This window comes from Paraglaciecola sp., from assembly GCF_051252315.1.
In the GTDB taxonomy this organism is placed as follows: domain Bacteria; phylum Pseudomonadota; class Gammaproteobacteria; order Enterobacterales; family Alteromonadaceae; genus Paraglaciecola.
This window is the reverse complement of the sequence record NZ_JBPOFP010000057.1, coordinates 1-14,408: the sequence shown is the minus strand read 5'-3', so window position 1 is coordinate 14,408 and position 14,408 is coordinate 1. Positions and strand designations below refer to the sequence as shown.

Below are 14,408 nucleotides of genomic sequence, written 5' to 3'. Positions count from 1 at the left end.
AACCCCTGCCCCGATTGGCATAATTATTTACAGCTACACTGTATTAGTCTTAACAATCATATATTTATTACATGCGATTATTAATAACTAATGTGTAACAATAAGCAAATTACAATTATCAGCATGACTTCACATCATTTATTAGGAAGAATCAATGGAATTAGTATCTAATCCAATTCAGGCAATGCAAGACATCTTTACCAAACCCAACCGGGTGTTTGCCACTATAGCCAAAACTCACAACTGGTCATGGTTACCCTTCTTGTTGGTTTCCATTTCATCAGCCTTACCTGTTTATTATTATTTTGGTTTTGTAGATTTTGATTGGTATAGAAATATGGTCATCGAGACATCAGCTGGGGATTTAAGTCCGGCCGAGCTCGATATGATGCGACAAGCTATGCAACAAACTCAAATATTATGGGTAAGTGTTGTGGGTGTCATTCTTTCAAGTGTTATAGCCAATGCTGTTTTGGCCTTATACTTAAATTTTGCTACTAGATCAGATGAAGAATGTGTGCAAGGTTTCACTGATTGGTATGGATTTACTTGGTGGGTAAGTTTGCCTACTTTGGTTATCAGTTTAATAACGATAATTATTATTTTATTGGCGTCAGACAATCAACTTTCGCCCACCGCATTAGGCCCGACTTCTTTAGCCTTTATTTTAGGTATTGAAATGAACTCAGCTTGGTTTTCTTTAACTCAAGCAATACGGTTAGAATCGATTTGGGTTATGTATTTAATTGCCGTTGGTTTAAGCCAGTGGACACAATTACCCACGAATCGAACCTATGTCATGGCCTGCGCTCCATTTATTCTTATATGGGGCGTGTGGACCGTTATTGTATTAGTCAGTTAGCTTTAGCTGAGCCGTTTGGGGTTTAGCCCTGAAATAATCGGTATTGGCATAAAACTCAGGCTCTTGATTGGCATCCCACATTCCTGGGATGCCTAATAAAGGTAAGGGTGACAGAGGCTTTTTTTGCAAAAATAGCTTTTGTTGCTGAATTTGCTTTTCTAATATCTCATCAAGGTGCTGCAGTTGTTCAGAGTAATTTAAATCACTAAAACCTTGTTCTACTTCTACTCCCAACCATTTTCCGGTCAATCCAATAAAAGGGTTGAGTAACATTTCTAAGTTAGCGTGGCCAAACATAAAGGTGTTGAGTTGAGTACCCCATAAATCTCGATTATGCACAAACACTTTATGCCATTCATGCTCTGCCAACTGTTTTATTAACTCTTGATTACCTTCACCTTTTTCATAAGTAATTATCACGCCACATTCATCAAAATGAGTGAGATGGTTGCGCTGTTTTGTCCTAGGGGATAATCCGTATTGTTCAATATCCTGCACATGGAGCTGGTTAAGTAACCTTTTGGTTTTCGGAAACTGCAACCACACCAAACCATTAAATAAGTCATGCCAACTGTTTGGGCGAGTTGGCACAGTGTTTTTCTGGAAAATAATTTGTTCGTAATATAAGTCAGTTGCTTGTATCTGAGATTGACAAACAAACTCAGGAACTTGTTGTGAATGTGTGGCCAATTTTAATTTATTGAGCCCTGCTGCATTAGGCCAATCATTTAACTGGCTAAGGGAGAATAAGTGTTCAAGTTGTTGCATGCTTAACATATCTACTTGATTTAAGTATTCTTTATGCCAGTTTGGGTTCATAAAACTAAAGTTCCTACAAAAACGATTTAAAGACTTTTTAAATTTCGAATTATAATGGCGACATTATTGATAACCACAAGAGCCATTGAATGAAATTTTTTGCCACTCCATTGTTATGTATCATAACCCTTACCGTCGGTTTTTCGGCCTGCCAAGATAAAAACACCCTGCCCGTTGCGGCCGAAGATAATTTCGACCAAGTCTATCAAGGCATTAATACTGATGACATAAAAAGGCATATGAAAATATTAGCCTCTGACGAATTTGAAGGCAGGTTACCCACCACTGTAGGTGAACAAAAAACCTTAGATTATTTAACCAAGGAATTTACCGCACTAGGTTATCAGCCAACCCAAGGAGATAGTTTTTTACAGCCCGTTGAATTGATGGAAATGACAGCCGATGCCAATATGGTGATGACCATAGGAGAAAACCAGTTTGTTTACAAAGAACATATGATGGCATCTACTAGCCGAGAACAAACTCAAATAGAACTAAAAGACTCTGAGCTAGTGTTTGTAGGTTATGGCGTGAATGCACCAGAGTATGGCTGGAATGACTATGCCGACTTAGACGTTAAAGGCAAAACCGTGGTTATTTTGGTGAATGATCCTGGATTTGCAAATCCTGAGAGTGGTTTATTCCAAGGTAAAACCATGACTTATTACGGTCGTTGGACATACAAATACGAAGAAGCAAGTCGCCAAGGTGCGGCGGCAGCACTCATAGTGCATGAAACAAAACCCGCCTCTTATGGTTGGAGTGTTGTAGCGAATAGCTGGAGCGGCCCACAATATGGCTTAGTCACAAAAGATGGTAATGCAAGTAAAGTGGCCGTTGAAGGTTGGTTGACGCTAGAAAGCGCTACTAAAGTTTTCGCTGATGTGGGCTTAGATTTTCAGACCGAAAAACAAAATGCCAAACTGGCTAATTACCATAAATCAATGGGTATAAAGGCTTCAGTCACTATCAACAACAGTTTTAAAAAATCCACTAGTTACAACTTTGTAGCCACGCTCCCGGGTAGCAGTGCAGAAGATGAACATCTAATCTATACCGCCCATTGGGATCATCTTGGCAAAGATGAAAACAAACAAGGTGACCAAATCTATAATGGCGCACATGACAATGCCACAGGTGTTGCAGCGAGTTTAGCTGTGGCCAAATCTTTTTCTCAACTCAACAACAAACCTAAACGTTCGACTACCTTTTTAATTGTTACTGCAGAAGAACAAGGTTTATTGGGTTCAAAATACTACACAGAACATCCCATTATTGCTTTAGATAAAACCATTGCCAATATCAACATGGATGCCATGAATGTACTCGGTAGAACCAAAGATGTGGCGGTTGTCGGCATGGGCAAATCAGAATTAGAAACCTATTTAACTAAAGCGGCTAAAAACCAAAATAGGCATATAGTGCAAGAAAGCAAACCAGAGGCTGGATATTATTACCGTAGTGATCACTTTAACTTTGCCAAAAAAGGTGTACCTGCACTGTATGCTAAAGGTGGTACAGAACCCATTGATGACGCCACGGCTGATTATAGAAAACGTACCAATGTGATAGTAACCGGTTGTTATCACCAAGTGTGTGACCAGTTCCGCGAAAAGTGGGATCTATCCGGCATTCAAGAAGATGCTCAATTATTATTTGAAGTAGGTCACGATTTAGTTAATTCAAATGATTGGCCTAAATGGTCTGAAACCAGTGAGTTTCAAAGGCCAAGGTAGTTCACTTCGTTCACCACAATCTCGATAACTGCGTCCTGCGTTATTCTACCTTCCGCCATCCTTGGCGGTCGCATGCGGATTTTCACCCAGCATCCCTGCTGGGCGATGCACTTCTTTTCAACAGCTAAAAGAAGTGCACAAGAAAAGCCGCGCTCCAGACAAATCCCGATTCCATTAAATAATTGTCTTTAATGTCAGAACGGCAATAAGCCGCTCCCAGCAATGAAAGATTGCCTTGTCCAGATGTCCATATCTGGCCATCTGACAAGCCAATATTTTAACGGGGGATTTGTATTCGCGAGGACGTCAAAAGCATGGCTTCGCCACTAAAAACCAATCAACGTCTATGACTTCATTGATTCAGGGGTATTGCAAAATGCAAAACCTGCCCCCGCATTGAGGGCGTTAACTGCTTTTAAATTGACACATGTACTCAATATTGCACATGTATCAACATTTCGTTAGACTCCTCTTATTAATGGTACAACTTAATTAGGTTTTAATATGCGTGTAGTATCGTTCACTGAAGCTCGTAACGGGCTTAAATCAGTATTAGATCGTGTGGTAAATGATGCCGACTATACGGTCATCACACGCAGAGATGCTGAAGATGCAGTGGTAATGTCTATGGAACATTACAATAGTTTGATGGAAACAGTTCATCTATTAAAGTCACCTGCTAATGCTGCTCATTTATCAAAATCTATCGAACAATTCCAAGCAGGAAACATCATTGAACGAGAGATCATTAATGACTAGGCTTCTAGCATGGACTGATGAGGCTTGGCGTGATTATGTCTATTGGCAGGGGCAAGATAAAAAGACTTTAAAGCGAATTAATAAACTAATCAGTGACAGCAATAGATCACCTTTTGAGGGGATGGGTAAGCCAGAGCCGTTAAGAGAAAATTTATCGGGCTTTTGGTCTCGGCGCATAGATGAAACAAATAGATTAGTTTATGCAGTCACTGATTCACATTTAACAATCATTTCCTGTCGCTACCATTATTAAGATCCTCAGCAGCGATACAAGTTACTCAAACAGACAACGATTCTCCCCAAATTTCTAACAATACATCACCCTTGATAATTTCAACTAAGGTAATTCACTTCGTTCACCGCAATCCATTGCGGATTTTCACCCAGCATCCCTGCTGGGCGATGTACTTCTTTTCAACAGCTAAAAGAAGTGCACAAGAAAAGACGCGCTCCACAAAATTTCTGAACCTAAAAATATCTATCCTTTAATGTCGAAACGGGCATAAGGCGCATCCATGCTATGAAAGATGCCCTTGCACAAATGTCCCTATTTGCATATTCGACAAGGAAAGATATTTTTAGGGAAAGTTTCAGTCACAAGAAAATCAAAAGCATGGCTTCGCCATTAAGCACAAATACATGGAACAAAACACAGCGTGGATATATTTGTCCAATCACTAAGTAGTTAAACCACATATCAAGATTCCGCTGTCAATCCGACACCCTTAAGGTTACACTTAGTCTATGATTAAGAACTTCATTCATAAAGGTCTTCAAAAATTCTATGCTTCAGGTAGCACTGCGGGGATACAGAAAAAGCACGAAAAGAAACTACGTCTTATTCTTGCTAACTTAGATCAAGCAGAAGGGCCTGATGATATGGATCTTCCTGGCTTGTTTATGCACCAACTTAAAGGTGATCGAAAAGATATTTGGTCTGTTCGAGTAAGTGGAAATTGGCGCATTACATATAAATTCACGGGACGTGATGTTGAAATAGTAAATTATGAGGATTACCACTAATGGCTATGTTTAATCCCGCTCATCCGGGAGAAATTTTAAAAGAATTAGTGATCGACTCTTTAGAATTAACGATCACTGATGTTGCAAAACACCTCGGCGTAAGTCGTAAAACTTTGTCTAAAGTTTTAAATGCAAAAGGTTCTGTAACTCCTGAAATGGCAGTGCGTCTTGAATTAGCTTTTGGGAAACCATCAGCAGATCATTGGCTTCGTTTACAAAATGCACATGATTTATGGAAAACAAGACAAGAGCAAAGCTCACTGCATGTTTCACCATATAAACTTCAAATGGCGTAAATACGACTTAATCGGTAGCCGGAAGTATCTAACCTCCAACTCCAACAATACTCAAAAGAATTTAGAAGGTAGAACAAAGCACACTAACCACTAACAAGACATCCTTGATAATTTTTTAATAGAATAAAGTCAGTAAAAACAAACTATTAACTTATATCTCATCGACATATACGTCGGGTGGCGCTGCCATGCTTTTGATTTACCTCGCGTCTCCAAGTTCGCCGAGCAACGCCGACAAATAGAGGGCAAATTACATGGATGTAATTTGAGCAATGCCTGTAGGGAACAGTTCATTGCGGCCTTTATTTGACAAGTCGCGCAGGTATAAGAACTTGGTTATAGCGCGGCTTCTTTTGCTTACTTTTCTTAGCTGTTGAAGAAAAGTCTGTCGAGCCTCAGGGATGTGGTTTGAAAAAAGCAATGGATTGCGGTGAGCTCTGCGAATACTTGATGTGCATAGCACATGCTTGATGAACGAAGTGAATACTTAGTGCGCGCAGCGCTTGCCCTTTGCTCGCAGAGCATCCCCATAGTGCGAAGCACGTAAGTGAGGAAGTCACGCATGTTAAAAAAGTGAATAACCTTTACTCCAAATAGCCATTAAAAAGTTATAAAGTTGCCGTAGGAATTAGTGTATACTTCCGCGCAATTTAACCTTACCCGTGCCTAAAGAAACGATTTCAATGACAAATAACGCGCAAAATAATAATTGGAATGGTAATAATCTTAACTATTAGGTTCGGAAGGTTTCTCAATATTTTAAAAAAACCTTCCAAATTCGGAAGGTTTTTTTTGGTTAGTTGGATGTGCTTTTAGCACCAAAATGTCACTCAAGGTAAAGAAATAACAATGAATAAAATCATGACCGTCGATGTCTTGTCGAGTATTAAAGGCGCAAAGCCCTCTGAAGCAGTAAACAAGTTATTCGAAGTGATTAATAACACTGATTTATCTACCAAGGATACGGCAAGTGATATCAGTAAAAATGCCGTGAGCGTTGAAAGCCTAAGAGAAGATCAAGTTGTTGGATCAAGCGAACTAGAAAAACAACTTATAGTAGAAAACTTTCCGAAAGAAAAAAATGGCTATTTAGTCGTGGCAAAAGTGATAGAAGCCTAATTTATGCAATCTCAAATAAAACAAATTCATCAACAATTGGTCAGCAAGCAAATAAGCTGTGTTGATTTAGTTCAGCAAAAGCTCGACTTACTTAAACAAAATTCCCACAACAGTGTTAATGCTTTACTCGACACCGATGCCCTTGAAAGAGCGCAAGCAGTGGATGCCAAAATTGCTAAGGGTGAAACCATTGGGCTACTTGAAGGTATTCCTTTTGGGGTAAAAGATGTCTTTATGCTGCAAGGTACAATTACCACAGCAAGCTCTGATTTTCTTAAACAATACAAGTCAGCCTATACCGCAAGTGCAATTCAGAAACTGCTAGATGCAGGTGCCATCCCTGTTGCCAAAGAGAACTGCGATAGTTTTGGTCATGGTTCGTCGAACGAAAACACTATTTTTGGCCCAGTGAGCAATGCCCAAGACCAAGGGTTAGTGGCAGGTGGCTCTAGTGGCGGATCGGCTGTGAATGTAGCCAAAGATTACACTGTGTTTTCTATTGGTGGCGATACGGGTGGTTCGGTACGCCAACCCGCTGGATATAATGGGGTATATGGTCTTAAACCTACCTATGGTCGAATTTCTCGCTATGGCTTAATGGCCTATGCATCGTCTACCGATTGTGTTGGCCCTTTAGCCAAAAGCATTGAAGATATTCGTATTGTGTTGAACGCTATAAGTGGTAAAGATGTAAAAGACCAAACCACTTATGAATCCACTGATATTGACGAAACAACTTTAGAGAGTGCCAGTAGTGTTAAAACAGTAGGATATTTTAAAAACCTACTGGAAAACGATGCGATGGACCCGTCAATCAAAGCTGACTTTATCTCTGCTCTTGAAAAAATAAAAGCCAAAGGCATTGAAGTTAAAGAACTCGATTTCATGGATGCAGACGCCTTAGTCTCAACCTACTATATTCTGGCCATGGCAGAGACAGCTTCTAACCTTTCGCGCCTTGATGGCACAAATTATGGCAACCGCATTGAAGCAGAAAACCTAATCGAAACTTATGCGGTTACCCGCTCTGAGAACTTTTCAGAAGAATCTAAGCGAAGAATCGTTGGTGGAAACCAAGTGTTATCTCAAGGCTTTTCAGATGAAATTTACCTTAAGAGCTTAGCCATACGAGATAAGTTATCGGCAGACTTCGAAGGTTTTTATAATGACGTTGACATTATATTGTCACCGGTTACCCCAGGTTTGCCTCCTAAAATAGGTGATAGCTTGAAAGACCCATTGGCCATGTACTTGTCTGATGCTTTCACAGTTGGGTTTAGTCTTGGCCAATTGCCAACACTCACAGTACCAAAAGGAACTGCAACAGGTATTCAAATTACAGCAGCTAAAACCGACGATGAGCGCGTTTTACAGTTCGCACACTTGTTAGAAGAAACACTATAATGGATCAAGATTATTTAAACGATTTACTCGACAAACACGACCTAGAACTTGTTATTGGTCTTGAAACTCATGTGCGATTGAACACCAAAACTAAGTTGTTTTGTGGCTGTGCAAATGAAGAGTCAGATACACCTAATCATAATATTTGCTCGGTATGTACCGGACAAATGGGTGTGTTACCAGCACTTAACAAAGAAGCCATTACTAAAGCCATTTATTTTGGTAAAGCGGTAAAGTCTAGTTTCAGTAACCCTGTGACTTCTTGGGATCGTAAACACTACGAATATCCAGACAATCCTAAAAACATCCAGATCACTCAGTTTCATAACCCCATCATACCGGACGGTGATATTTCTTGTTTCCGTAAAGATGGCTCGCAATTCACAGTAAGCCTCACCCAAACGCATATTGAAGAAGATGCCGCTAAGTTAATGCACGAACGTGACATTTCTTTGGTTGATTTCAATAAAGCCGGCGTACCGCTCATTGAAATAGTGACCGATCCTTGTGTTAGAAATATCGAAGATGCATCTATCTATGCTCAGTACATCCAGCGCATAGTACAAAGCATTGGTATATCTGAAGCTAATTTAGAAAAAGGCGAGTTTAAGTCTGACGTGTCGGTGTCTTTGCGTAAAAGAAATACTCAAGGGCTAAACCCGCGTACCGAAATCAAAAACTTGAACTCGTTCAAATTCATGGTGGAATCGTTAAAAGAAGAAGTTGAAAAACAGCTTAACTATTACATTGAACATGATGTATTTCGTCCTGATCAAACCACAGTATTGTGGGATGAAGATCTAAAACAAACCAAAACCATGCGTAAAAAAGAGTATGAAGCGGATTATCGTTTTATCTCTGAGCCTGATTTACCATTTGTGGATATTTCACCGGTAGTACAAGCTATCGAAGTAGACTTAGCCACTTTACCTTTTGCCATTGAGTCTATCTTAATCGAAGGTGGCGTGGTTCCCCAAGACGCTAAGTTTTTCACTGCAGATTCGGTGCGCTCTCAAACCTTTATGGACATCAATAATGTCTTAAAAGACCCGCTGTTTATTGCCCGTACGCTAGTGAATGTTATCCCTGCAGACGACTATGCAAACATTGATGACACAGCTGTTATTACCGACATTTTCGCCCAATTTAAAGACGGTAAAGTTAACTCGGTATTAGTCCAAAAAGCGGTGAGTGAATATTTAAAAGACGCCAGTTTTGACTATAAAAAATACTTCCAAGAAAACAGTATTTCACAAGAGCAAATCGCTGACGCCATCAATACCGTTCTAGAGCAAAATGAAGCTATTGCAGCCGATATAAAAGCAGGCAATCAAGGTAAAGCTGGGATACTTGTTGGTAAAGTCATTGCCATCATAGGTAAAGGCGCGTCTGGTAGTGTTATTCGTGAAGGCATATTAAAAGCAGTTAACGCTTCGGGCAGTGCTGGTGATACAGATACTGGTTCAAATAACCAAGCTCAAACCGCGGCTAAAGGTGGTGACAAACAAAGTGTTAAACAAGCAGAAGAAACGCTGCCTGAAACGCCTTTGATTGTTAAAGATCACTACCGAACCCATAAAATATCTGAGTTGTCAGAGCAATCTATCTCTGAGGAAATTACCCTGTCTGGTTGGGTAGCCAGTGTGCGTGATCACGGTGACTTAATGTTTATCGATTTGCGTGATTCTAGCTACCAAATATTCCAAGTGCGCTTAAGTCGTGAAAGCTTCCCTAATTTTGACGAGCTAGTTAACTTAAAGGCCGAGTCGGTCATAGCGGCAACTGGGGTAGTGGTTCAGCGTAGAGAAGACGATTACAACCCGGGATTAAGAACCGGCACCATTGAACTTGAAACGTCCAAACTAGAGATTTTAAACCTAGCTAGAAGCTTGCCGTTTGAAATCGCAAGAGCAACAAAAACCAGCGAAAACATCCGTTTTCAACATAAGTATTTAGATCACAGAAACAAAGAAGTGCGTAAGGTTATTGTTGATCGCCATAAAGTTATTAAGCTGATACGTGACATGCTTGATGAGGATGGTTTCTTAGAAATGGAAACCCCTATTTTAAGTGCTGGAACCGATGAAGGTGCCCGTGAGTTTATCGTGCCTAGTCGTAAAGAAGCAGGGGCATTTTATACCTTGCCACAAGCGCCACAGCAGTTTAAACAAATGATAATGGTCAGCGGTTACGAAAAGTACTTCCAAATTGCCCGCTGTTTCAGAGATGAGGACTCAAGGGGCGACCGTCAGCCTGAGTTTACCCAGTTAGACATTGAATTAGCCTATGCCAGCATGCAAGACATCATCGACTTAAACACTAAAATGTTTAACACAGTGGTGAGAAAAATATATGGCAAAAAATGGAAATTACATGACTTTGCTGTCATCACCTACAAAGATGCCATGGACAAATACGGTTGCGACCGTCCAGACTTGCGCTTTGGTCTACAAATGCAAGACATTACCGATATTGTCAAAGAAACTAGCTTCCAAGTATTCAGTAAGCCAATCGAACAAGGCGGTATCGTTAAATGTATTAAGGTTTCTGCTGAAGAACAAGGCGGTAAACGTTTATCCAAAGGACAAATCGAAAACCTTACAGCACTTGCTCAGCAAAACGGCCTAGGTGGACTGGCGTATATATTCGTCAACGAAAACGATTTACAATCACCCATCATTAAATTTTTAGGTGAAGACATTGCAGCGAAAATAATTGCCGCAAGTAACGCCCAAGTTGGCGACGTGGTGTTTTTCTCGGCAGCCAGTTATGCAGTGGCAAACAAGGCATTAGACGCGGTACGTCAAGAGCTTGGCAAAATGCTCAAGCTAATCGACCCTAAAGAGCTTAGACCTGCTTGGGTAGTCGACTTCCCTATGTTTGAGAAGACAGATGATGGTAGATGGACCTTTACCCATAACCCATTCTCAATGCCGGCTATTGCCGACGTTGAAAAACATATGAATGGCAAGGAAGAAGACATAGGTTCTATCATTGCCCAGCAGTACGATTTAGTACTTAACGGCTACGAAATTGGTGGTGGTTCAGTCCGTGCTCACAAACCTGAGATTTTAGAGGCGACTTACAAAAACATGGGATATAACAAAGAGGAGATGCTGAAAAGTGTCGGCACTTTGTACAAAGCCTTCCATTATGGCGCTCCTCCACACGGCGGGATTGCCTGGGGTATCGACCGCCTAATGATGTTATTGGGTAAGAAAAACTCAATTCGTGAAGTGATGGTTTTCCCGAAAACGGGGACCAGCGAAGACTTACTGTTTAACGCGCCTTCGCGCTTATCAGATAAAAAAGTCGAAGAAATGAACGTTAAGGTGATGAAAAAGCAATAATATCAATCTTGATATGTGATCCATCAACAAAAATTAAAAGCGGCTGGCACTTCAAACCAGCCGCTTTTTTATGTCTATCTGCATTTATCCCAGCCGCACTAATAAACGCTCTAAACAATTCTAATACCAATTTATCAATATAAAGATCAGGATTTATCTCTGGTGTTTTTTTGTCCAATATAAACATAGATTTTAAATTACACATTATGTTAACATAATAACACACCATACTAATGTCAAATTAACATGAAAATAGTCAATATCCGTATACTCTCTTTAGCAATAACTTTAGCTTTAACCACTCTAGTCATAAGTTGTGCCCCAAGTACTCAAAAAGAAAACCCCAAACCTGTTACCTATGAAGAAAATTGGGAGTCTCTAGCACAGCATAATAGTAAACCTGAATGGTTTGCTGATTCAAAACTAGGCATTTACTTTCACTGGGGTCCCTATTCTGTTCCTGCCTATAGTAGTGAATGGTATCCCCGTTGGATGTATATTCCAAAACACAGTGATTGGGCTAAAGGTGTGTATCAACACCACAAATCTACATATGGCGAAAATTTTGATTACCATGATTTTATTCCCATGTTTACTGGAGAACATTTCGATGCAAAAGAGTGGGCAGACTTATTTCAGTCAGCCGGAGCTAAGTTTGCAGGGCCAGTAGCTCAGCACCATGACGGTTATGCTATGTGGGCGAGTAAGGTTAATCCCTGGAATGCTTTAGAAACAGGCCCAAAAACAGATATTTTAGGTGAATTATTCACACAATTAAAACAGCGTAATATGAAAACAATTGCGACATTTCACCATGCCCGTAATTTACAACGTAATGCAGACTCTCCTAATAACTGGGAAGGAAGTGACAGCCATTTCGCTTATCATCCAGATCTCATTACATCCACTACCGATCCAAAACTCCGTAAATTATATGGCAATATTCCAGAACTTGAATTTCATGATTATTGGTTAGACCAAGTTAAAGAAGTGGTCAATGATTATGAGCCTGACATCATTTGGTTCGATTCTTGGCTTGACGAAATCCCGCAAAATTACCAACAAAAAATGGTGGCTCATCACTTTAACGCTGCGGCAGAGCAAAATAAAGAAGTGGTAGTTGCATACAAACAAAAAGACTTACCTAGCCATATTGGTGTGTTAGACATTGAACAAGGCGGCATGAAAGAAATGCCAGAAGATTATTGGTTAACCGACATCACCTTAAGTTATAAAAGCTGGAGTTACATTACAGGGCAAACTTACAAACCTGCTGATTTAGTCATTCGAAATATGATTGATGTATGGAGTAAAAAAGGTGTAGTGCTTCTAAACATATCGCCAAAAGCTAATGGAGTGATTGTTGAAGAGCAACGCCAGGTACTAGCGCAAATGGGGGAATGGTTAAGAGCCCATGAAGAGGCTGTCTATAATACCCGAGCTTATGAAATATTTGGTTATGGAGATGCCACCATTGAAGAAGGTCACTTTGGCGGTCAATCAGCCACTATCGACTATAGTGCGAGCGATATACGATTCACTCGTTCTAAAGACTATAAATCCATTTATGTATTTTTATTAGGCCAGCCTGAAGAAAATAGCCAAATTCAAATCAAACACTTGTTTAAACAACATCAAAAAAGTGAGCTAACGAATGTAAGTTTACTTAACCATCAAGCGAAATTAAATTGGCAACTAAACGGTAATGAACTCATTATTGATACACCCAATCAAGAAGCGATGAGTGAAATTGCTACGATATTTAAAGTCACCTTTAAATAACCTATAAGTGTGGGGTGATTTATATTCCCCCCACAGTTTGATATCTTACAATCCATAATTAACACAATTGCTAACATCCGAATAATTAGTCACTTAATTACCCTCAATCTTCACCCAATTTGATTTTCAATATGCATAAAGCTAAGCTCAATAAATAAAGTCATCTTCTTGCCCGATCTAAATTAGCTTATTCGAATGTGCACGTGTTTAAATCATGCTAAAAGGCAAAAAATAAAGCGGTCACTTTCTTTGAGGAAGTAATATTGAATCCCAAACATTCGAATATTTTTTATCTATTAGCCATATTTATAACGGTCGTTGCTTTATTGAGTTACCCACTCATTCCTCAGAGAAAAATTCAGTTATTACCCAACTCAGTGTTTCCGATAATTAGCGAAACAGATAAAAACCTACCAGGTAACAGTCAAGCCTACTGGTTGAACAAAGAGCAATCAAGCTGGTATTGCCATATGAAAACCGGGGCCAAAATTCCAGAATGCCGCTTTGGTCAACTTTACAATTCAGATATTAAGTTGTGGTACAAAGGTATTAACTTAAGTCGATACCAAAAATTACAAGTTGATATCAATTACCAAGGACCGGCAACATCAATTCGTCTATATTTCAGAAATTTCGATCCAGAAATTAGTCAAAAAGATGATTTTAATAGTGCTCAATTTATTACCACCACCATCAGACAGGTGGACTACAACACTCAATTAGAATATGAACTGAATGAGTTACATTTACCAGACTGGTGGGTAAATCAATATAATGTGCCAAGAAAGCAAGCAAAATTGAAATTCTCTCAAGTGACTGAATTTGGAATAGATTTTAACGAAAATAGGCCATTCGGGGAACACACCTTTCAAATCAACAATATCTCCTTAACTGGAACTTACATTCAAAAAGAGCATTGGTATTTGGGTATATTATCTTTATGGCTAACTGCCATTGCCTTTAGAATTGCCTATCAACTTAACAAGCTATTTAAACATTCTAAAATAGAACAATTTCGATTAGCAGAAATGACCCATTATGCAAATGAGTTGAAGCAAAAATCAGAAACCTATAAAAATTTGTCTATTACTGATGCGTTAACCCAAACATTAAATAGATATGGCCTACAACACCAATTGCAAATATTAGGCGACAATTCAGCGACTTTTAATGTTGGGCTTATCCTGTTAGACATTGATCACTTTAAACATGTTAATGATAAATGGGGACACAATGTGGGTGATGAAGTGTTATGTTC

At 39.5% G+C, this 14,408-nt stretch carries 13 protein-coding genes; 11 read left to right on the top strand and 2 right to left on the bottom strand.

The features are described 5' to 3' along the window. Positions 1 to 154 precede the first annotated feature (154 nt). Entirely contained in the window at positions 155 to 862 is a 708-nt protein-coding gene (locus ACSHXM_RS12410; RefSeq protein WP_435689088.1) for a YIP1 family protein, read from the top strand. Here the strand turns inward: ACSHXM_RS12410 and ACSHXM_RS12405 are convergent. Beyond that, complete coding sequence (locus ACSHXM_RS12405) at positions 851 to 1,681, bottom strand: DUF3025 domain-containing protein (RefSeq protein ID WP_435689087.1); 831 nt, start codon at positions 1,679 to 1,681, stop codon at positions 851 to 853. The two genes, ACSHXM_RS12410 and ACSHXM_RS12405, sit on opposite strands and share 12 nt — an antisense overlap. 89 nt (positions 1,682 to 1,770) lie before the next feature. Between ACSHXM_RS12405 and ACSHXM_RS12400 the strand changes: the two genes are divergently transcribed. The 8 genes from ACSHXM_RS12400 (at position 1,771) to gatB/aspS (ending at position 11,368) form a co-directional block, all read left to right on the top strand. Further along, the gene (locus tag ACSHXM_RS12400; RefSeq protein ID WP_435689086.1) at positions 1,771 to 3,417 is read left to right on the top strand and encodes a M28 family metallopeptidase; all 1,647 of its coding nucleotides are present in this window, start codon (positions 1,771 to 1,773) and stop codon (positions 3,415 to 3,417) included. Between the two features lie 504 nt (positions 3,418 to 3,921). Continuing rightward, complete coding sequence (locus ACSHXM_RS12395) at positions 3,922 to 4,176, top strand: type II toxin-antitoxin system Phd/YefM family antitoxin (protein ID WP_435689085.1); 255 nt, start codon at positions 3,922 to 3,924, stop codon at positions 4,174 to 4,176. Next, positions 4,169 to 4,429, top strand: a complete 261-nt coding sequence (locus ACSHXM_RS12390; protein WP_435689084.1) for a Txe/YoeB family addiction module toxin — start codon at positions 4,169 to 4,171, stop codon at positions 4,427 to 4,429. The genes ACSHXM_RS12395 and ACSHXM_RS12390 overlap by 8 nt, the downstream gene beginning before the upstream one ends. A gap of 491 nt (positions 4,430 to 4,920) precedes the next feature. After that, positions 4,921 to 5,199, top strand: a complete 279-nt coding sequence (locus ACSHXM_RS12385; RefSeq protein ID WP_435689083.1) for a type II toxin-antitoxin system RelE/ParE family toxin — start codon at positions 4,921 to 4,923, stop codon at positions 5,197 to 5,199. Continuing rightward, the gene (locus ACSHXM_RS12380) at positions 5,199 to 5,495 is read left to right on the top strand and encodes a HigA family addiction module antitoxin (RefSeq protein ID WP_435689082.1); all 297 of its coding nucleotides are present in this window, start codon (positions 5,199 to 5,201) and stop codon (positions 5,493 to 5,495) included. The genes ACSHXM_RS12385 and ACSHXM_RS12380 overlap by 1 nt, the downstream gene beginning before the upstream one ends. Before the next feature lie 849 nt (positions 5,496 to 6,344). Beyond that, positions 6,345 to 6,614, top strand: a complete 270-nt coding sequence (locus ACSHXM_RS12375) for a hypothetical protein (protein WP_435689081.1) — start codon at positions 6,345 to 6,347, stop codon at positions 6,612 to 6,614. A 3-nt stretch (positions 6,615 to 6,617) separates the two neighbouring features. Next, the gene (locus tag ACSHXM_RS12370) at positions 6,618 to 8,018 is read left to right on the top strand and encodes an amidase family protein (RefSeq protein ID WP_435689080.1); all 1,401 of its coding nucleotides are present in this window, start codon (positions 6,618 to 6,620) and stop codon (positions 8,016 to 8,018) included. Further along, the gene (gatB/aspS, locus tag ACSHXM_RS12365; RefSeq protein WP_435689079.1) at positions 8,018 to 11,368 is read left to right on the top strand and encodes a bifunctional amidotransferase subunit GatB/aspartate--tRNA ligase AspS; all 3,351 of its coding nucleotides are present in this window, start codon (positions 8,018 to 8,020) and stop codon (positions 11,366 to 11,368) included. The genes ACSHXM_RS12370 and gatB/aspS overlap by 1 nt, the downstream gene beginning before the upstream one ends. On the opposite strand, the gene ACSHXM_RS12360 is transcribed toward gatB/aspS, so the two are convergent. Further along, entirely contained in the window at positions 11,346 to 11,573 is a 228-nt protein-coding gene (locus tag ACSHXM_RS12360) for a hypothetical protein (protein ID WP_435689078.1), read from the bottom strand. The two genes, gatB/aspS and ACSHXM_RS12360, sit on opposite strands and share 23 nt — an antisense overlap. Positions 11,574 to 11,614: 41 nt before the next feature. On the opposite strand from ACSHXM_RS12360, the gene ACSHXM_RS12355 reads away from it, so the two are divergent. Together ACSHXM_RS12355 and ACSHXM_RS12350 are read left to right on the top strand one after the other, a co-directional pair. Next, on the top strand, positions 11,615 to 13,150 hold the full coding sequence (locus tag ACSHXM_RS12355; protein WP_435689077.1) for an alpha-L-fucosidase: 1,536 nt from the start codon (positions 11,615 to 11,617) through the stop codon (positions 13,148 to 13,150). 263 nt (positions 13,151 to 13,413) lie between these two features. Further along, positions 13,414 to 14,408 (top strand): GGDEF domain-containing protein (locus ACSHXM_RS12350; protein ID WP_435689076.1); only part of this gene is annotated, 995 nt, incomplete at its 3' end.